21 protein-coding genes and 1 riboswitch are annotated in these 15876 nt (G+C 62.4%); of the genes, 6 read left to right on the top strand and 15 right to left on the bottom strand.

The window, feature by feature from the left end; genetic code table 11:
* Nucleotides 1-4: 4 nt before the first annotated feature.
* The 4 genes from plsX to G485_RS30305 form a co-directional block, all read right to left on the bottom strand.
* Nucleotides 5-994 (bottom strand): phosphate acyltransferase PlsX, encoded by a 990-nt coding sequence (plsX, locus tag G485_RS0100725; RefSeq protein ID WP_027090924.1) that lies wholly within the window; start codon nucleotides 992-994, stop codon nucleotides 5-7.
* Nucleotides 978-1589, bottom strand: a complete 612-nt coding sequence (gene fapR, locus G485_RS0100730) for a transcription factor FapR (RefSeq protein WP_027090925.1) — start codon at nucleotides 1587-1589, stop codon at nucleotides 978-980. The genes plsX and fapR overlap by 17 nt, the downstream gene beginning before the upstream one ends.
* A 101-nt stretch (nucleotides 1590-1690) precedes the next feature.
* Nucleotides 1691-1864 carry a 50S ribosomal protein L32 gene (rpmF, locus tag G485_RS0100735; protein ID WP_027090926.1) on the bottom strand — a complete coding sequence of 58 codons (174 nt, stop codon included), beginning with the start codon at nucleotides 1862-1864 and terminating at the stop codon, nucleotides 1691-1693.
* 62 nt (nucleotides 1865-1926) lie between these two features.
* On the bottom strand, nucleotides 1927-2445 hold the full coding sequence (locus tag G485_RS30305; protein ID WP_027090927.1) for a YceD family protein: 519 nt from the start codon (nucleotides 2443-2445) through the stop codon (nucleotides 1927-1929).
* 162 nt (nucleotides 2446-2607) lie between these two features.
* On the opposite strand from G485_RS30305, the gene G485_RS0100745 reads away from it, so the two are divergent.
* The gene (locus G485_RS0100745) at nucleotides 2608-3843 is read left to right on the top strand and encodes a nucleotidyltransferase (RefSeq protein WP_027090928.1); all 1236 of its coding nucleotides are present in this window, start codon (nucleotides 2608-2610) and stop codon (nucleotides 3841-3843) included.
* Nucleotides 3844-3964: 121 nt separating this feature from the next.
* Nucleotides 3965-5221, top strand: coding sequence for a hypothetical protein (locus tag G485_RS24670; RefSeq protein WP_051317926.1), 1257 nt, complete (start codon nucleotides 3965-3967; stop codon nucleotides 5219-5221).
* Nucleotides 5222-5299: 78 nt separating this feature from the next.
* Here G485_RS24670 and coaD read toward each other — a convergent pair whose 3' ends face one another.
* Both coaD and rsmD read right to left on the bottom strand, forming a co-directional pair.
* Nucleotides 5300-5818: a pantetheine-phosphate adenylyltransferase gene (gene coaD, locus G485_RS0100755; RefSeq protein WP_051317927.1), complete on the bottom strand. Its 519-nt coding sequence runs from the start codon at nucleotides 5816-5818 to the stop codon at nucleotides 5300-5302.
* Complete coding sequence (rsmD, locus tag G485_RS0100760; protein ID WP_027090930.1) at nucleotides 5815-6378, bottom strand: 16S rRNA (guanine(966)-N(2))-methyltransferase RsmD; 564 nt, start codon at nucleotides 6376-6378, stop codon at nucleotides 5815-5817. The genes coaD and rsmD overlap by 4 nt, the downstream gene beginning before the upstream one ends.
* A 447-nt stretch (nucleotides 6379-6825) precedes the next feature.
* Between rsmD and G485_RS31395 the strand changes: the two genes are divergently transcribed.
* Both G485_RS31395 and G485_RS0100765 read left to right on the top strand, forming a co-directional pair.
* On the top strand, nucleotides 6826-6957 hold the full coding sequence (locus G485_RS31395; RefSeq protein ID WP_420805708.1) for a putative holin-like toxin: 132 nt from the start codon (nucleotides 6826-6828) through the stop codon (nucleotides 6955-6957).
* Between the two features lie 474 nt (nucleotides 6958-7431).
* Complete coding sequence (locus tag G485_RS0100765; RefSeq protein ID WP_027090931.1) at nucleotides 7432-7770, top strand: L,D-transpeptidase; 339 nt, start codon at nucleotides 7432-7434, stop codon at nucleotides 7768-7770.
* Here G485_RS0100765 and G485_RS24675 read toward each other — a convergent pair.
* The 3 genes from G485_RS24675 to G485_RS0100780 are packed head-to-tail and all read right to left on the bottom strand — an operon-like array spanning nucleotide 7723 to nucleotide 9696.
* Nucleotides 7723-8247, bottom strand: a complete 525-nt coding sequence (locus G485_RS24675; protein WP_205620097.1) for a YhjD family protein — start codon at nucleotides 8245-8247, stop codon at nucleotides 7723-7725. The two genes, G485_RS0100765 and G485_RS24675, sit on opposite strands and share 48 nt — an antisense overlap.
* Nucleotides 8247-9506, bottom strand: coding sequence for a DNA polymerase IV (locus G485_RS0100775; protein ID WP_027090932.1), 1260 nt, complete (start codon nucleotides 9504-9506; stop codon nucleotides 8247-8249). Before G485_RS0100775 ends, G485_RS24675 begins: the two co-directional genes overlap by 1 nt.
* Entirely contained in the window at nucleotides 9496-9696 is a 201-nt protein-coding gene (locus tag G485_RS0100780; protein ID WP_027090933.1) for a hypothetical protein, read from the bottom strand. The genes G485_RS0100775 and G485_RS0100780 overlap by 11 nt, the downstream gene beginning before the upstream one ends.
* Nucleotides 9697-10016: 320 nt before the next feature.
* Here G485_RS0100780 and G485_RS0100785 point away from each other — a divergent pair, with 320 nt between their 5' ends.
* On the top strand, nucleotides 10017-10211 hold the full coding sequence (locus tag G485_RS0100785; protein WP_027090934.1) for a hypothetical protein: 195 nt from the start codon (nucleotides 10017-10019) through the stop codon (nucleotides 10209-10211).
* A gap of 4 nt (nucleotides 10212-10215) precedes the next feature.
* On the opposite strand, the gene G485_RS0100790 is transcribed toward G485_RS0100785, so the two are convergent.
* From G485_RS0100790 to G485_RS0100810, 5 genes are read right to left on the bottom strand one after another with little or no spacing between them, the layout of a single operon-like run.
* On the bottom strand, nucleotides 10216-10998 hold the full coding sequence (locus tag G485_RS0100790; protein ID WP_027090935.1) for a TatD family hydrolase: 783 nt from the start codon (nucleotides 10996-10998) through the stop codon (nucleotides 10216-10218).
* Nucleotides 10988-11779, bottom strand: coding sequence for an ABC transporter ATP-binding protein (locus G485_RS0100795; RefSeq protein WP_027090936.1), 792 nt, complete (start codon nucleotides 11777-11779; stop codon nucleotides 10988-10990). Before G485_RS0100795 ends, G485_RS0100790 begins: the two co-directional genes overlap by 11 nt.
* On the bottom strand, nucleotides 11776-12564 hold the full coding sequence (locus G485_RS0100800; protein ID WP_027090937.1) for an ABC transporter permease: 789 nt from the start codon (nucleotides 12562-12564) through the stop codon (nucleotides 11776-11778). Before G485_RS0100800 ends, G485_RS0100795 begins: the two co-directional genes overlap by 4 nt.
* Nucleotides 12554-12859 (bottom strand): thiamine-binding protein, encoded by a 306-nt coding sequence (locus G485_RS0100805; protein WP_027090938.1) that lies wholly within the window; start codon nucleotides 12857-12859, stop codon nucleotides 12554-12556. Before G485_RS0100805 ends, G485_RS0100800 begins: the two co-directional genes overlap by 11 nt.
* A 53-nt stretch (nucleotides 12860-12912) precedes the next feature.
* Nucleotides 12913-14004: an ABC transporter substrate-binding protein gene (locus G485_RS0100810; protein ID WP_035154301.1), complete on the bottom strand. Its 1092-nt coding sequence runs from the start codon at nucleotides 14002-14004 to the stop codon at nucleotides 12913-12915.
* Nucleotides 14005-14239: 235 nt separating this feature from the next.
* Nucleotides 14240-14350, bottom strand: a riboswitch (TPP riboswitch).
* Between the two features lie 534 nt (nucleotides 14351-14884).
* On the opposite strand from G485_RS0100810, the gene G485_RS0100815 reads away from it, so the two are divergent.
* Nucleotides 14885-15589: an SOS response-associated peptidase gene (locus tag G485_RS0100815; RefSeq protein WP_027090940.1), complete on the top strand. Its 705-nt coding sequence runs from the start codon at nucleotides 14885-14887 to the stop codon at nucleotides 15587-15589.
* Here G485_RS0100815 and G485_RS0100820 read toward each other — a convergent pair.
* On the bottom strand, nucleotides 15586-15873 hold the full coding sequence (locus G485_RS0100820) for a stage VI sporulation protein F (RefSeq protein ID WP_027090941.1): 288 nt from the start codon (nucleotides 15871-15873) through the stop codon (nucleotides 15586-15588). The two genes, G485_RS0100815 and G485_RS0100820, sit on opposite strands and share 4 nt — an antisense overlap.
* Nucleotides 15874-15876: the final 3 nt, after the last annotated feature.

The following is a 15876-nucleotide window of genomic DNA, read 5'->3' on the forward strand; positions in this document are numbered from 1 at the left end:
TCTCTCACTTTCCGCCGAATTCGTCGGCCAATGCCGGGATCAGTCCGTTGCCGATCGCCACCCGCGTCTGGCGGATGGCGTGCCACGTCGCGACGGCGTTGGAGGAACCGTGACTTTTGACCACGAGTCCGCTCACGCCGAGCAGCGGGCCTCCGTTATGCTCTTTGTAATCCATCATCCGCCGAACGCGCCGGAAATTCGGCTTCAGCACGGCGGCCGCCAGCTTCGAAATCCACGACGAGGTCAGTTCGCCCTTGAGCACGCCGAAGAGCGTGTCCGCCGCCCCTTCCATCGCCTTGAGCAAAATATTGCCTGCGAAACCGTCGCAGACAAGCACGTCGCAATTGCGCTCCAGCACGTCTCGCGCTTCCACGTTGCCGATGAAGTGGATCGGAGCCTGCTCCAGCAGTCCGTACGCCGCCTTGGTCAGCTCGTTGCCTTTGGCCGCTTCCGTGCCGACGTTCAGCAGGCCGACGCGCGGATTGGCCATCCCGTGAACCTTCTGGCGGTACATGCTGCCCATGAGCGCGTACTGGAGCAAGTGCTCGGGCTTGGCGTCCATATTGGCTCCGAGATCGAGCGCCAGCACGCCCGTCTTGTCCACCGTCGGCAAAATAGGCGCCAGACCCGGGCGCTCGATGCCTTTCATCCGGCCCAGAACGAGCAGCCCCACCGCCATCAGCGCGCCCGTGTTGCCTGCGGAGATCATCGCGTCCGCTTCGCCTTCCTTGACGAGACGCCCCGCCACCACCATCGAAGCGTTCGGCTTGCGGCGAACCGCCCGCACCGGCTCGTCGTCCGCCTCGATCGTTTCGTCCGTCTCCACGATCGAAATGTTGGACGGCTTGTCGCTGCCGAGCAACGGATGGAGCACGTCCGGCTTGCCTACCAGCAGAAGCTGCGTATCGGGCCATTCCTTCGCCGCCATAATGGCGGCTTCGACCGGGGCTTGCGGAGCGAGATCGCCGCCCATCGCGTCAATCGCGATTCTCACGAGCATCCCCTCCTTCCGATTCCATGCCGCCCGCCGCGCGGGAACGGTATACGACGAAGTTGCCTTGGAACACCATTTCGTCTCCGACGTACGTGAACACTTCCACCTTCGCCTTTCCTTTTTGCGAGCCGCTCGATCTTACGTAAGCCTTCGCGATGCACTTCTCCCCGAGCCGGGCCGGCCGGATGAACCGGATGTCGGCGGAAGCCGTCAAGGCGATCTCGTCGTTGATGACGGCCACCGCCAGCGAGTTGGCCTGCGCGAACACGTGATGCCCGCGGGCGATGCCGCTGCGGGAGAACACGTGCTCCTCGCGGATTTCGAACAGCGATATGCCGCTCTTGTCGAGCTGCAGGTCGACGATCTCGCCGATGACCTCGTGCAGGGGGAGCGAGCGAACCGGATCGTAAGAGCGCTCCGCCATCATCTTCAGCCGCTCCCTGAGTTCGGGAATGGCCAGCTCCAGACGATCCAGACGGATCGTCTGGATGCTCACTTTCAGAAGCCGTGTCAGCTCGCGATCGGTCAGAAACGGATTTTCTTCGATAAGCCGGCTGAGCTCCTGATGACGTTGACGTTTCGGAAGCCGTTCCATAACCGTCACCGCCTTTATAAGTTCATATTGATACCTGGTGCCAAATATGGATAAAGAAAAACGCGCCGGGACGCCAGTCACGCCGGGACGCGTTATCTTTATTATTGCTTGATGATCTCGCGAGCTTTGTAAGTGCCGCACACTTTGCACACGCGGTGCGCCAGCTTCAGTTCGCCGCATTGATCGCATTTGACCATGCCCGGGACAACCAGCTTGAAGTGCGTGCGACGCTTGTTTTTGCGGGATTTCGATGTTTTACCGAAAGGGACTGCCATGTTCCCACCTCCTTATCAGAGTCGAAAGCTGCCTTGTATTGGCGTTCAATGTCGGGTTAACGTCACTTCGGGCCGAACCAATCCTTCAGCGATGCGAGCCGGGGATCGATCTTCTCGTTGCTGCAGCCGCATTCGCGCTCGTTGCGGTTCTCCCCGCATTCCGGACAGAGCCCCTTGCAATCTTCGCGGCACAGCGGAGCGAGCGGCAAGTGCAGCAACAACTCTTCCTCTACGTAAGGTCGAAGCTCGAGACGTTCGCCGTGAACCGGCACGAAGTCGTCTTCTTCCCTGTCGTCAAGATCGCTTGTCTCCTTCGAGACCACCCGGAACGTCTCCCGGAACGGGATGTTCAGCTCCTCCCCGACCGGGTCGAGACATCGCGAACAGCGGAGCTGGAGCTTGCAGGCGATCGTTCCCGTCACGTCGATCGTCCGATCGGCGTATACGGCGGTCAATTCCGCCTTCACGGGACTGAGCGGCTTCACGTCCCGCATGTCTGCGAGCGCGTGCGCCGCGTCGAAAGACTCTTGAAGCGCAACCGGTTCCTTGCGAAGAGCCAGTTCCTGAACGTTGAGCAGCATCGTTATCACTCCAGACAAACAAAAATTATTATATCCGTCGCTTTGCGCTTTTGTCAACATTCGGGTGGACGACGGGCGCCTTGCCGCTTGCCGTTTCGTGCTTCCTCCCCTTCGCGTGTTATATTGTTGTTTAGAACATTTTTGCGAAAAAAGGAGTCTCCCATGCGCACGGTAGGCATCGTGGTCGAATACAATCCTCTGCACAACGGTCATCTCTATCATATACAACAATCGCGGAAAATAACGGAATCGGACGCGGTCGTCGCGGTCATGAGCGGCCATTTCCTGCAGCGGGGCGAGCCGGCGCTCGCCGACAAGTGGGCGCGGGCGGAGATGGCGCTGCGGGCGGGCTGCGACCTGGTGCTGGAGCTTCCGGTCGCCTACAGCTCCCAGCCGGCGCAATGGTTCGCTTACGGCGCCGTGGCCGTGCTGCACGCGACGGGCGTCGTGGACGCCCTCTGCTTCGGCAGCGAGAGCGGCGACGCGGACACGCTCGTGCGCATCGCGGACCGGCTCGCCGACGAGCCGGAGGCGGTCCGCCGCGAGCTCGCCCGGCTGCTCAAGGACGGCCTGCCGTATCCGACCGCTTACGCGGAAGCCGTCCGCCGCTTTCTGCGAAGCATCGGCGCCGAAGCCGACGCGGGCTTTCGGCTCGATCAGCCCAATCATACGCTCGGGCTGCATTATTTGCTTGCGCTGCGCCGGCTTGGCAGCTCCATCGCGCCGTATTCCATCCGCCGCGAACGGTCCGAATACGGCCAGACGTCGATTACCGACGCCGCGATCGCCAGCGCGACGGCGCTCCGGCGGCTGCTCGCCGAATCGGGCCATCTCGCCGACCTCGCTCCTTACGTGCCGGCCTCGACGCTCGACATTTTGCAGCGGGAAGCCCGCGCCGGACGCTCGCCGATCGTCTGGGAATCGTATGCCGGGCCGCTGTTCCATCAGCTTCTCCGGCTCGGTCCGGACGAGCTGTCCGACTTCGCCGAAGTGTCCGAAGGGCTGGAGTTCCGGCTCCGCCGCAGCGTTGCGCAGCTGTCCGGCTTTCGCGTCGAGGCGCTGCTTGAAGCGCTTAAAACGAAGCGCTACACCCGCACGAAGCTGCAGCGGATGCTCGTCCGCATCCTGCTCGGGCATCGCAAGAGCGACCTGTCCGCCGAACGGCTCGCTTCGGGCATCGAATACATCCGCGTCCTCGGGTTCACGGACCGCGGCCGGGAGCTGCTGCGCCGGATGAAGGGCGCCGCGTCCGTTCCCGTCGTGCAGTCCGCCTTAGGCGGCGACTGGCCGTATCTCGCCATGGACGCCCGCGCGTCCGCCGTCTATTCGCTTGCGTTCCGCGATCCGAGCGCCCGCCTCGCCATGCGGGACTACACGCTTCCGCCCATTCGGGTCTAGGCTCCCTTCCGGACAAGATGGTCTAACGGGGGACAGGCGAGCGTACATATTAATGGGATTGTTCGCCGCCTCGCCGCCTGCCTGCGAGGCCAGATTGAACCGTTCGGAAGGAATGAGGAAGATGCCCGATACGCCCTCCCGCCCCCGTTCCCGGAGACGTCAGGCCGTCCTGTCCGTCTTGTCCGGAGCTTGCGCGCTGCTTCTCGTTATCGGCATCGTCCGGGCGCCCCGCGAAGCGTTCCGCGCTTCCCTGGCCGGCCTCCAAGTCTGGTGGCAAACCGTGTTCCCCGGCCTGCTTCCGCCGCTCATGCTGGCGGAGCTGCTCGCGGCTTCGGGTCTGCTGCACGGGATCGGAACGTTGTGCGAGCCCTTCACGCGAAGATGGTTCCGGCTGCCCGGCGCGGCGGGCTGGGCCATCGCGTTCGGCTGGTCGGCCGGCATGCCCGCCGGCGCCCGGGAAGCCGCCCGTCTGCGGGACAAAGGGCTCGTCCGCGAGGCCGATATGGACACGCTGCTGCTCGTCTCCCATATGCCCAATCCGTTTATGGTCGTGCTCGTCGTCGGCAGCGGCTTCCTGCAAGCCCCCGCCTACGGCTGGGCGCTCGTTCTCGGCCTGTGGCTCTCGGCGATCGCCGCCGGCTTCCTGTGGGCGCGCGTCGCGAGGCCCGCCTCGCCGCCTTCGACGCCTGCGTTCCCGGCCGGCGAGCCGCGCGCGCTCCTTCTTCGCCTCGCCCGGGTCGTTCGCGAAGCGAGGGAAGAGGACGGGCGCCCGTTCGGCAAGCAAATCGCGGACGCGGTAAGCCATGCCGTCACGACGCTGATGGCCGTGGGCGGGCTCATCATGATGAGCTCGGTTCTGCTGCGCATGCTTCAGCTTGCCTGGCCCGAAGCCGACGCATGGCTGGCCGTTCCGGGCCTGTACGAGCTGCACCTCGGCGCCTTCGAGGCGAGCCGTTCCGCCCTGTTCGCCTCGTCTCCCGTGCAAGCCGTCTCCTTGCTCGCGGCGGTGCTTGCCTGGACCGGCTGGAGCGGCTTGCTTCAAGCCCGGGCCGCCTTCGGGTCCGGCTCCGCCTTTCCGTGGGGAAGGTTTATCGCAGCTAAGCTTCTGCACGCCGCCCTGGCGCTCGGCTTCACCTTTCCGCTCGCCTACGCCGTCCGGGAAGGCCATCTGTTCGGGCTCGTTCCCGCCTGGAACGTCTTCGGCTACGGCCGCTCCGAGTCCGCGGGCTGGGACGCGTCCTTGCCTTCCGGCTTGCAGGCGTTCTCGGACATGCTCGCGACCTCGCTCGCTTCCGTCGCGGTCTTCCTGCTCCTCGCCCTGCTCGCCGCGCTCATCCGTCCCCGCAAGCGCCCCCCGGGCGGCCGCCGCCGGCCCTAGTATAATGACAAAGAACCGTCTGGGAAGCCCGTTCCCGGACGGTTCTCTATTTTCAGGGCGCTCAGTCCGCCCCCGTTTTCAGGACTGCGTTCCGTATTTGCGGCGAAGCGCGGCTTCGACCGCCGGCGGGACAAGGTCCTGCACCTGCCCGTTGAATTTGGCGATCTCCTTGACGATGCTGGAACTTAAATAAGAATATTTCGGGTTCGTCATCATGAAGATCGTCTCGATCCCTTCGTCGAGCTGCCGGTTCGTCGAAGCCATCTGCAGCTCATACTCGAAATCCGTCACCGAGCGAATGCCCCGGACGCTAACCTGCGCGTTCCGCGAACGCATATAGCGGACGAGCAAATCCCGGAAGCTGTCGATTTCCACGTTCGGCAAATCTTTGGTTACTTCCTGAAGCAGCTCCACGCGCTCCTCCACCGTAAACAGCGGATTTTTCGACAAATTGTTGAGCACCGCGACGATCAGCTTGTCGAATTGCTTCGCGGCTCTGCGGATAATATCCAAATGCCCGAACGTCACCGGATCGAAACTTCCCGGGTATACCGCGATGCGGTGCTCTCCGTCCTGCCTCGTTATTTTTGCGTTCATCGGCTTTCTCCTCCATAGCGGTAAATGGACAATGCGGTTTCCCCGTATGTAGCATGTCTTTTCCGCGTGTATTCGCCGATCCGTTCGCCGTACTCCCTATCGGCCGCATGCTCCACGACGGCGACGGCGCCGGCTTCGACCAAGCCCCGCGACGCTATCTCTGCGAGCAGCTCGTCGCAATCCTTCATGGCATAAGGAGGATCGAGAAAAAGCAGATCGAACCGCTCCCCTCTTCGCTCCAGCAGCTTGATCGCTTTCCGCGCGTCGTTGCGGTACACTTCCGCACGGTCCGACAAGCCCGTCGCTTCCAGATTGCGCCTTACGACGTCCACGCTTCGCGGATTGGCGTCGATAAAGACGCAATGCCCCGCTCCGCGGCTGAGCGCTTCGATGCCGAGACCTCCAGTTCCGGCAAACAAGTCCAATACGTTCTCCCCGTCAAAGTACGGGCCGATGATGCTGAACATCGCTTCTTTGACCTTGTCCGTCGTCGGACGGGTCGTTTGGCCCGGCACGGCTTTGAGCGGGCGCCCTTTAGCTTCTCCCGATATGACTCTCAAGTTGTCATCTCCTGCGCAAATAAACGCCGCGAAGGCTTGACCGCCCCCGGCTTCCATCGGTGCTATGTTACCACATTCCTTCCGCCGGCAAAAGCGCAAGCGGCGGGCAACGCGATTTTTCGCTCAAAAAATTGTCCCGGGCGACGTATAAATTCCTTTCGCCGGGTCACACTGTTAGTACCGGCGCCTAACAACGCCGGGGACAACCGCGGAGAAGACTTACGTTTCCCCATAAGCTCTTCGTCCGGTTTCTCCTCTCCCATGAGGGCCTCGTCGCGAGACGGGGCTCGATTTTTTTGTGCTCCCCGCCGCAACCGGCAAACCAAATACGGACCGGAATGTCCGGCAATTCCTCTTTGTCCAAAGGCACCACCCCTTTCGAAGGCAAAATAAAAGAGCCTGCCCATTCGGGAGGCTCCAAATATGATATAATCGTGTCACAACAGAATGGCTTGCAAGGGCGGCCGGCTAATCTCCCGGAAGGGAGGTGATGCCGTGGAGGTCTATCAAACACTGACGCTAATGATTTCATTCGCGACACTGGTTGTGCTGATCCTCTCGTTCCATAAACGGAAATGACCGCCCACCCTGCAAGGTCGCGGTCATTCCTGCCGCAGCATCTAAAGCCGACCGCTCTTGGAGCGGCTGTTGTACGGAGGGCTGGCTGCAACCGGCCCTCTTTGTATTCTTATTCTATATTACCTATTGCATACATGCAATGGCGCGAATTTCTTTGCCTATTGTCATTGAAATAAATCCCCTGGTTAAGGGGACTCTCCCTATGCTTCGTCTTCTTTCTTGTCCAAGAACGAATCCCCCTCGATTCACTCTCCAGCCTTAGGCACTCTTAGCCAACTTGCTTCCACTTCCCTTTCTGACAAGGAGGCGACGCCGATTCCCCCCATCGCAACCAACCCACCATAAATTGTGTTATACTGTCATCCGCCGTTTTGTTCGTCGACGGCGAACCGCCGTACAATAAGTATTAATCCCGTCGCCTCCCCGATGCGAGCGGCATATGCTGATCGTGACACCCGCAGGGGAGGGACGGTTATGCCGAATTACCGAATGATCGTCGATCTGTCCGACCGGCAGCTTTATCTGCTCGACGGCAATGTCGTGCAGCGAGGGTTCCCCGTCGGCATCGGCCGAATGGTGACGCAAACTCCGGTCGGCGAATATACGATCGTCAATAAGCAGGCGAATCCGGGAGGCCCGTTCGGCGCCTTCTGGATGGGGCTGTCCAAGCCCCATTACGGCATTCACGGCACGAACGATCCTTCCTCCATCGGCAAGATCGTGTCGCACGGCTGCGTTCGCATGCACAACCGGGACGTAGTCGCTCTAGCCGCCCTTGTTCCCATCGGCACCCGCGTCACGATCCGGCCGTAGCTCGGGACCCTCGTATTGGCCGATCCACCTGACGATTTCGCCGAAATATTTCGCCAGACGCAAGCTGATTTCCGCCCGCATCACCTCGCGGACGATGCCCAGCCGGTCTTCGTAGCCCCGGCAAATGAAGCGGTGGTACACGACCAGATCGACCTGCTCGTCGCCGACGATCCGGATCCTTCTGCGGCTCAATTCGCGCCGCATCTTGTACATATCCTGGCTGATGCGCTTTACGATCGCCTCCGCCGCCGCCAGGAACGGACGCTTCATCAGATCGGAGGAGTTCCGCATCTCCTCCGTTCGCTTGTGCACGATGGTCAGCATGTGGGGCAGCAAAATGTAATCCCGGATCATCGTCAGTTCGTCCGGCGTAGGCCGTCCGGCCGGCCTCCCTTCCTTGCGCGCCTCGTACTGTTCCTGATGCTCGGTAAGCAGCATCTTGGACTTCCATCGTTCGTTCCCGTCCAGTTTGCTCATTACTTGTAATGCCCCCCGATCTGCGCCGCTCGCTCCCGGGCCACGCCGGACGGCAGCAAGGAAGAGGCCCGGATGACGGCGTCGCTGCCGTAACGGTCCTTGATCTTGTCGGTCGCCCGCTCCCTGCGGTAGATCGCGGCCCGGTCCTCGAACAGCGTCAGCTGCAAGACGCTGTCATCCGTCAAATCGGTCAACGCAACGCTCAAATTGCTGAGCGGCAGCCCGCTCCAATGGTCGACGAACAGCTTGTGCGCCGCAGCCGCAATCTCGTGCGTAAGCGACGTTGGCTGCGGCAGCGTCGTCTGGCGGCTGAACCACGACGAACGCTCGCCGTCCGTCTCCGCGGCCGCCACGGACAGCACGCGCCCCATATAGCCGTAACGCCGGCAGCGGCGGCACACCTCCACGACGAGTTCCAGCAGCACGATCTCAATATCGGCGAGCGTGCGGTACAAGCTGCTGCGGAGCGCCTTGCCGTGGCTGATCGACTTCAGTTGGCCCCGAATGCCCGCCACGACCGGACTCGGATCGATGCCCCTGGCCGTCTGCCAGTAATATTCCGCCTGAATGTCGCTCTGCTTCTTCATCTCCCGGCGCATCCGCTGCTTGAACGCCCCCAGCTCCAGACGCGCGATGTCGCCGATCTGCGGAAGCCCCATGCGGATGAAATGCTTGGTCATGCGGGAACCTACCATAAACATCTGGTGCACCGGCAGCGGCCAAAGCTCGGAGGCGATATTGTCGAAGTCAAGCGTAAAAATGCCGCTGTCCCGCTTCTTCGCGAAGTTGTCCGTTGCCATTTTGGCAAGAATCTTCGTCGGTCCGATGCCGACGCGAGACCAGACCCCGGTGCAGAGCTGCACGCGCCGCTGGATTTCGAGGGCGATGTCCTCCGGCGAACCGCAGCTGGCCGCCGAGCCCGTCACGTCGAGAAACTGCTCGTCGATGCTGTAAGGCTCCACTTGATCCGTAATGGATTCGAAAATTTCCGTAATAAGCAGCGAGTAACTGATGTACGTCTGCATCCTCGGGCGGATGACGACGAGATCGGGACACTTGGCCAGCGCCTCGCCGACCCGCTCCGCCGTCGTCACCCCGCGCGCCTTCGCGATCGGACAGGCGGCCAGAATGATCCCCGACTTGCGCGCCGGATCTCCGACCGTGATCGGCCGGTCGCGCAGCTCGGGGTGCGCCGCCTTCTCGATCGAGGCGTAAAAGGATTGGCCGTCGACGAGGAAAATCGTCCGTTCACGAGGCATGCCCGCTCACCGGCTCCCGCGCCAGAATGCCCTCCGTCCGGAACGTCCGCGGCCCTTGCCTCGTATGATCGTACGCCCGTACCCGGTCCCCGCGCACGGAATGTACGGTAATTCTTCGCTGGGTAAACCGGCCTTTGCGATCCAGGTAGATGATGTCGATGGTCAGTCCAACGCACTTCTCCATGGACATGACTGTCGCCTCCATTCTCGCTCCGTAAGGGAACGTTTGTTCCTATTTTATTACGAACAATTGTTCCCTTTCAACAGAGAATTTATTCCTCTTCGCAAATTCCGCAGGCGCCCGCTCCGCGGCAGTTTCGGAAGCTGGAACAATTTATCGGAGCCGAGGGAAGGCGGGACGCCGCTCTTACGGGAAGAGCCGGCGTTCGGGCGGATCGTTTTTGGCGTGATTTTATGCGCGTTCCGAGCTACAATAGACGACGGGCGTCCGGATGGCGGATCGAATCCGCGCCGGACGCCCGACTTGAATAGCAAGGAGAGGTCGGCGATATGCGAACGAGCGATCAAATCAAGCGGAAATACAACGAGCTGGCCGCGCAGAAAAAAACGCTGGAAGCCAGACTGGCCGACGCCGGTCCCGGCGAAGGGACGGAGGCCGTCCGGGCCCATATTGCGCGGCTGGACGAGCAGATGCTGCTGCTCGAATGGGTGCTGAACGAGCCGCAGGGAAGCTACCACGGCTAGCGGCTCATTCCCAATAGAAGCGCCGCGTGTTCGCCGCGATCGTCCGCTCCGCCTCCCGAACGTCCAAGCCGCGCAGCGAGGCGATCTCCCGGACGACGTCCCCCACCATGGACGGCTCCGTCGTTCTCCCCGCGAACGGCCCTTCGAACGGCCAGGGCCCGTCCGTCTCCGCCATCAGCAGCTCCAGCGGATAGGCGGCCGCCAGTTCGCGGATTTCCGGCTCGTACAGCACGTCGGGCGTCAGCGAGACGAAGTAGCCGCTTCGGATCATGCGCCGGACGGCCGACTCGCCGCCTTTGAACCAATGGAAGTGCGCCTTCCGGACGCGATAGCGCTCCAGCAGGTCCAGCGCCTTGTCCGCGTCCTCGTATACAGCGTGCAGGGCGATCGGCCGCCCGAGCTCCGCGGCCAGCGCGACGAAGCGCTCAAGCTGCCGGACGTACGGCGCTTCGTCGAATGGCTCCCCCTTCGCCTCGGCTTCCTTGCGCGTGTAATACGGGAGCCCCACCTCGCCGATGGCGAACGGCTCGCCGGCTCGATCGCGAATCCAAGCGCAGAGACGGCTCAGCTCCTCTTCGCCCAGGGCGGGCTGCTCCGGGTGATGGCCGTACGCCGGCATCACCCGGCCGGGATGCCGCTGCGCCAGCAGGCGGTTCGTCTCGCAGGATGCCGCCCCCATCGAGACGGCGACGACGCCCGCCACGCCGGCGTCGAAAGCCTGGCGGAGAAGCTCGTCCCTCCTCTCCGCAGGATAGCCGTCCGCGTGAAGATGCGCGTCATAAAGCATGTTCCGCTTCCGCCCCTTTCTGAAGCAGCTCCAGCACTTCTTCCTTCAGCCGGACGAACGCCGGCTCCTTCCAGACGTCCGCACGCCGCGGCCGGGGGAACGGCACGGCGATCTCCCGCAGCACCCGCGCCGGGCCGCGCGACAGCACGTAGAGACGGTCGGACAGCGTGAGCGCCTCCTCGATGCTGTGCGTGACGAACAGCACCGAGCGCCGCTCCGCCTCCCACAGGTCGAGCAGCCACGCCTGCATGTCCGCCCGCGTCAGCGCGTCCAGCGCGGCGAACGGCTCATCGAGGCACATGACGTCGCGGGGCATGAGCAGCGCGCGCAGGAACGAGACGCGCTGCTGCATTCCGCCCGACAGGACGTGCGGATACTCCTTCGCCACGTCGCCGAGGCCGATCCGCTCCAGCCATTGCGAGGCCAGCCGCGCCGCTTCCGCAGCTCCGACCCCCGCCGTCGTCAGGGCGGAGGATATGTTGGCCGCCACCGACATCCACGGGAACAGCGACGCCTGCTGGGGCATATAGCTGATGTGCCCCCGCTCGCCGGTCGTCTCCCGCCCTCCGATCCGGACGGTCCCTTCGTCCGGGCGCTCCACGCCGCCGATCAGCCGGAACAGCGTCGATTTGCCGCTGCCGGAAGGACCGATCAGCGTGACGAATTCGCCTTCCCGAACGTGCAGCGAGATGCGGTCGAGCACCGGGTAAGGGCGCTTGTCGCGAACGTAGCTTTTGGAGACGGCCTGCAGCTCCAGCTTCGGCTCGGCAAGCTCGCTCATGCGGATTTCCCTCCTTGCGGGGCCGTGCGGCGCGGGCGCCAGCGAATCGCCAGCCGCTCCAGCAGCGCGGCGGCGCCGTAGAACGCCAGCGCCAGAGCCACGATGCAAATAAGCGCGGAGAAGACCCCTTCGGTATCGTAGCCTTTGGACTTGAGCACGAGATAATGGCCGATCCCTTCGCTCGCCCCGAGCCACTCGGCCACGATGACGGCCGTGACGCTGTACGTCGCCGTCAGCTTCAGGCCGGTGAAGAAAGAAGGCAGCGACGCCGGCAGCTCCAGCCGCCGGAGCACCTCCCAGCGGCTCGCCCCGATCATCGCCAAATATTCGCGCAGATGCGGCTCCGCCTGTCCGAGCCCGGCCAGCATCGACCAGGCGACAGGGAAGAAGCAGACAAGCACGAGCAAAATGAGCTTGGGCAGGAGGCCGAACCCGAACCAGACGATCAGCAGCGGCCCGAGCGCGATCAGCGGAATGTTCTGCGTGATGATGATAATTGGAGACAACGCCGCCCGAACGCCCGGGATGAGATGGAACAGCAGCGCGGCGGCCACGCCGAACGCGACGCCGAGCCCGACGCCCTTCAGCGCGAGCCGCAGCGTAAACCAGAGCTGGCCGGCCAGCCGGGGGGCGTCTTCCGCCATATGCCGGGCAATGCTCGAGGGGGCGGGCAAAATCCACGGGTCCACCCGGAGCAGCCGGCAGCACGCTTCCCAGACGAGGACGAACAGAACGAGCGTCCCGGCGGGAAGCAGCGCCCTCCGCCATCCCGTCTTACTTGCCATCGGGGTATTTCTGCAGCAGCCGCGCCATCGAGGCGTTGCCGGCCGCATCCACCGACAGCTTGATTTGCGACAGCACGGACGGGCTGCCCAGCTCGAACATGGCCGCGTTCATGGCCTTGACGATGTCGAGCAGCCGGTCGAGGTCCCCTTCCATCGTCGTCTCCAGCGGCCCGACGCGGTAAGGAACGCCGGACGCCTTAATGATCTCGATCGCCCGATCGACGTACGGAACGATGTCGTCATCCCCCTGCTTCAGCTTGGGCAAAATTTGAATGCTCAGCAGCGCTTGCGCCATCCTGAACTCCTCCTGAACGATCCGGATAACGGATAAGAATTATAAAGGAACCATTACGGATTTTGCGGCAAAAACTCGTTCGTAAACATCGCGTTGTAGTCGAGATCGGCCTTGAGCAGCCCGTGCTCCTTCAGAAATTCGCCGTAGCCGGACCATACTTCCGCCTTCTGCTCGCCCCAGCGCGGCGCATCGTCCTGATACTTCGAAGCGAGCCACTTCTGGCTGGCTTTGACGAGATCGGCGTTCAAATCCGGAACCGCCTTGAGCAGAATATCCGCCGCCTCGTCCGGGTGGTCGATCGCGTACCGATAGCCTTCCGAAGCTCCTTCCACGAAGGCGCGGACGACGTCCGGCTTGTCCTGGATCATCTTCTCGTTCGTCTCCAGGATCGGCGTATAGTAATCCAGCTTCTTGTCGAAGTCCGACAGATACACCATGTTCAGCTTGACGCCCCGCTGCTCGGCTTCGATGCCTGTCCAGGCGTAGAAAATCCACTCGAAATCGATGTCTTTCTTGACCGCGGTGAAAAAGTCGGCGGTGCCGGCGTTGACGAATTTCACTTTGCTCACGTCCGCGCCCTGCTGCTTCATCATCGAGCCGATGACCGCTTCCTCCGCGGGAGAGCCCCAGCCGCCGTACGTATGGCCTTCGAAGTCCTTCGGCTCCTTGATGTTCTTCTCCGCGGGAGAAGCGAAGCCCGACGTATTATGCTGGATAATCGCCGCCAGCGAGACGAGCGGCAGCTTCTGCTCGCGGGCCAGCGTCAGCCCCTCCTGGGCGCCGACGCCGAATTCGGCCGCTCCGCTCGCCACCATGGCGTCCGCCCCGCTCTCCGGCGGCTGCACGATGTCGACCTTCAGCCCGCGCTTCTCCCAGAAGCCCTCGGCCGCCGCAACGTACAGCCCCGTATGGTTCGTGTTCGGCGTCCAGTCGAGGACGACCTTGACTTCGCCGAGCGACTTCGGCGCTTCCGAAGACGCCGGAGCGGACGCAGAAGCGGATGCGCTCGGCGAACCTTCCGGCGACGCCGCCGGGGAGGACGCCCCTCCGTTCGAGCCGCCCCCGCTTCCGCAGCCCGCCAGAACGGCCAGCGCCGCCAGCGCCGCAATCCCCTTGCCTTTCCAGGCTATTGCTTTCTCTCTCATGTCGATCTCCCTCTCCTTGGCAAATGCAAAAATGCGAGACTTCCCTCAACGCGACCCGGGCAAAACCGTCTGCGGCGGCTTCGGACGACGAAAAAACGCCCCCCGATCCCGGAGGGCGTCCAACGATTCACGGACGACTATGCGAGGCGGTCTTCCCGAAGCCGCCCGCGCCTTCCACCTCCGCGCCGAACGCGCGGACACGCCAAGGGACGCGCTTAAGGCGCGTCCCAGCGGTTATAGGTGCAAAGCAACTGCCTCCGCTGGAATTATCCAGATCAGGTCTGACGGTCGAAAGCGGATTAGCTTCCCTCTCAGCCAAGTTCCCTCAGCTCCCGCGTAACGTATGCGGTTGTCTTTTGTCTCGTCCTTCATCATAATCCTTTCGCGTCGGGAGGTCAATACGTTCCGGGCGGCGTTCGGGGGCTCCCCCTGCCCGGACTTAAATTTGTGTCATCGCATTGAATAGTTCGTCCATTCGGGAGCGGACGAGTTGTCATGCGATAAATTATCGAAAAACGAAAGGAGGTGGAAAAGTATGGGCCGCTTTGAGGCTGTCCCCGACTTATAAAAGCCTGACCATGGCTTTCCGGTTTAGAAATATCAAGACCACTGGATTCATCCAACCTCTCCCGTACAATTTTGCCGGCAGCCCCTAGACCTTCTTGTAATTCCATAGCATCGCTTATTATACGGTTCGATAAGAGCGGGCAGATGTAATGCGTCCGGACAGCCGTCCGGCGGCAATCCCGCCATGTTGTCCTTCGCATTCCAGCTGTTCCGGGACACGACTCCTCCGTAATTTGGCGTTCGGAACCGGATAGGATGGACAGGCGGATTCCGTTATAATGAGAGGAAATCGGATGAATCGGAGGAGCCTTCCATGTGCGGCAGATACACGATTACGGTGACGCTGGAAGACCTGATGGCCCGCTATTTCGCGGAAAATACGGGGATTCCGTTCCTGGAACCGAGATACAATGTGGCGCCCGGGCAGCTCGTTCCCGCCGTCCTGAGCGACGGCAGACGCAACCGGCTAGGGCTGCTGAGGTGGGGGCTCGTCCCTCCCTGGGCGGACGATCCCAAAGTCGGCTATAAGATGATCAACGCGCGGGCCGAGACGGTCGAGGAGCGTCCGTCCTACCGCGAGGCCTATCGAAGCAAGCGCTGCCTGCTGCCGGCCGACGGCTTCTACGAATGGAAGAAGACGCCCGGCGAGAAGAGCCGGCCGTTCCGGATCCGTCTGAAGACGGGAGGGCTGTTCAGCATGGCAGGCCTGTACGAGACGTGGACGGCGCCGGACGGATCGAAGCTGCACACATGCGCCGTGCTGACAACCGAGCCGAACGGGCTGATGGCCGGCATCCACGACAGGATGCCGGTCATCCTCCGGCCGGAGGACGAGCCGTTGTGGCTGGACCGCCGGCTGGGAGACCCCGGAAAGCTGCGGAAGCTTCTCGTTCCGTACCCGGCGGATGAGATGGAGGCTTACGAAGTATCCGACCGGGTCGGCCGGGCCTATAACGACGATCCCGGCTGCATCGAGAGGGTCGGCGAACAGATGAGCCTGCCGTTGGACCCTGCTTAACGGAACATCGCCCAGAGTTTGAGGAGATGGAACGTATTTCTCGGATCGATCTTCTGGGCGAGAACGAAGCTGACGATCTGCTCCTCCTGGATGTCCGTCAGCGGCTCGTTCAGAATGCGGGCGGCCGCCTTGACCCATTTCTTCACCTTCACCCGGTCCTGCAGATCGTACTTGGTCGCTCCGTCTAGCAGCTGACTGATTTTCTCCTTCGTCGCCGGGTTTTTCATTTTGAATTTGATGCGCTCCACCAGGTCCGGCCGGATGCCGAACTTTTGCCAGCTCATTCC

The sequence above is a fragment of the Cohnella thermotolerans DSM 17683 genome, assembly GCF_000429825.1.
Lineage (GTDB): Bacteria > Bacillota > Bacilli > Paenibacillales > Paenibacillaceae > Cohnella > Cohnella thermotolerans.

What these genes read in the sequence shown, in the direction of transcription:
- fapR (WP_027090925.1), bottom strand. Translation starts at nt 1,589, where the DNA reads ATGGAACGGCTTCCGAAACGTCAACGTCATCAGGAGCTCAGCCGGCTT.
- rpmF (WP_027090926.1), bottom strand. Translation starts at nt 1,864, where the DNA reads ATGGCAGTCCCTTTCGGTAAAACATCGAAATCCCGCAAAAACAAGCGT.
- G485_RS30305 (WP_027090927.1), bottom strand. Translation starts at nt 2,445, where the DNA reads ATGCTGCTCAACGTTCAGGAACTGGCTCTTCGCAAGGAACCGGTTGCG.
- G485_RS0100745 (WP_027090928.1), top strand. Translation starts at nt 2,608, where the DNA reads ATGCGCACGGTAGGCATCGTGGTCGAATACAATCCTCTGCACAACGGT.
- G485_RS24670 (WP_051317926.1), top strand. Translation starts at nt 3,965, where the DNA reads ATGCCCGATACGCCCTCCCGCCCCCGTTCCCGGAGACGTCAGGCCGTC.
- coaD (WP_051317927.1), bottom strand. Translation starts at nt 5,818, where the DNA reads ATGAACGCAAAAATAACGAGGCAGGACGGAGAGCACCGCATCGCGGTA.
- G485_RS31395 (WP_420805708.1), top strand. Translation starts at nt 6,826, where the DNA reads ATGGCTTGCAAGGGCGGCCGGCTAATCTCCCGGAAGGGAGGTGATGCC.
- G485_RS0100765 (WP_027090931.1), top strand. Translation starts at nt 7,432, where the DNA reads ATGCCGAATTACCGAATGATCGTCGATCTGTCCGACCGGCAGCTTTAT.
- G485_RS24675 (WP_205620097.1), bottom strand. Translation starts at nt 8,247, where the DNA reads ATGAGCAAACTGGACGGGAACGAACGATGGAAGTCCAAGATGCTGCTT.
- G485_RS0100775 (WP_027090932.1), bottom strand. Translation starts at nt 9,506, where the DNA reads ATGCCTCGTGAACGGACGATTTTCCTCGTCGACGGCCAATCCTTTTAC.
- G485_RS0100780 (WP_027090933.1), bottom strand. Translation starts at nt 9,696, where the DNA reads ATGTCCATGGAGAAGTGCGTTGGACTGACCATCGACATCATCTACCTG.
- G485_RS0100785 (WP_027090934.1), top strand. Translation starts at nt 10,017, where the DNA reads ATGCGAACGAGCGATCAAATCAAGCGGAAATACAACGAGCTGGCCGCG.
- G485_RS0100790 (WP_027090935.1), bottom strand. Translation starts at nt 10,998, where the DNA reads ATGCTTTATGACGCGCATCTTCACGCGGACGGCTATCCTGCGGAGAGG.
- G485_RS0100795 (WP_027090936.1), bottom strand. Translation starts at nt 11,779, where the DNA reads ATGAGCGAGCTTGCCGAGCCGAAGCTGGAGCTGCAGGCCGTCTCCAAA.
- G485_RS0100800 (WP_027090937.1), bottom strand. Translation starts at nt 12,564, where the DNA reads ATGGCAAGTAAGACGGGATGGCGGAGGGCGCTGCTTCCCGCCGGGACG.
- G485_RS0100805 (WP_027090938.1), bottom strand. Translation starts at nt 12,859, where the DNA reads ATGGCGCAAGCGCTGCTGAGCATTCAAATTTTGCCCAAGCTGAAGCAG.
- G485_RS0100810 (WP_035154301.1), bottom strand. Translation starts at nt 14,004, where the DNA reads ATGAGAGAGAAAGCAATAGCCTGGAAAGGCAAGGGGATTGCGGCGCTG.
- G485_RS0100815 (WP_027090940.1), top strand. Translation starts at nt 14,885, where the DNA reads ATGTGCGGCAGATACACGATTACGGTGACGCTGGAAGACCTGATGGCC.
- G485_RS0100820 (WP_027090941.1), bottom strand. Translation starts at nt 15,873, where the DNA reads ATGAGCTGGCAAAAGTTCGGCATCCGGCCGGACCTGGTGGAGCGCATC.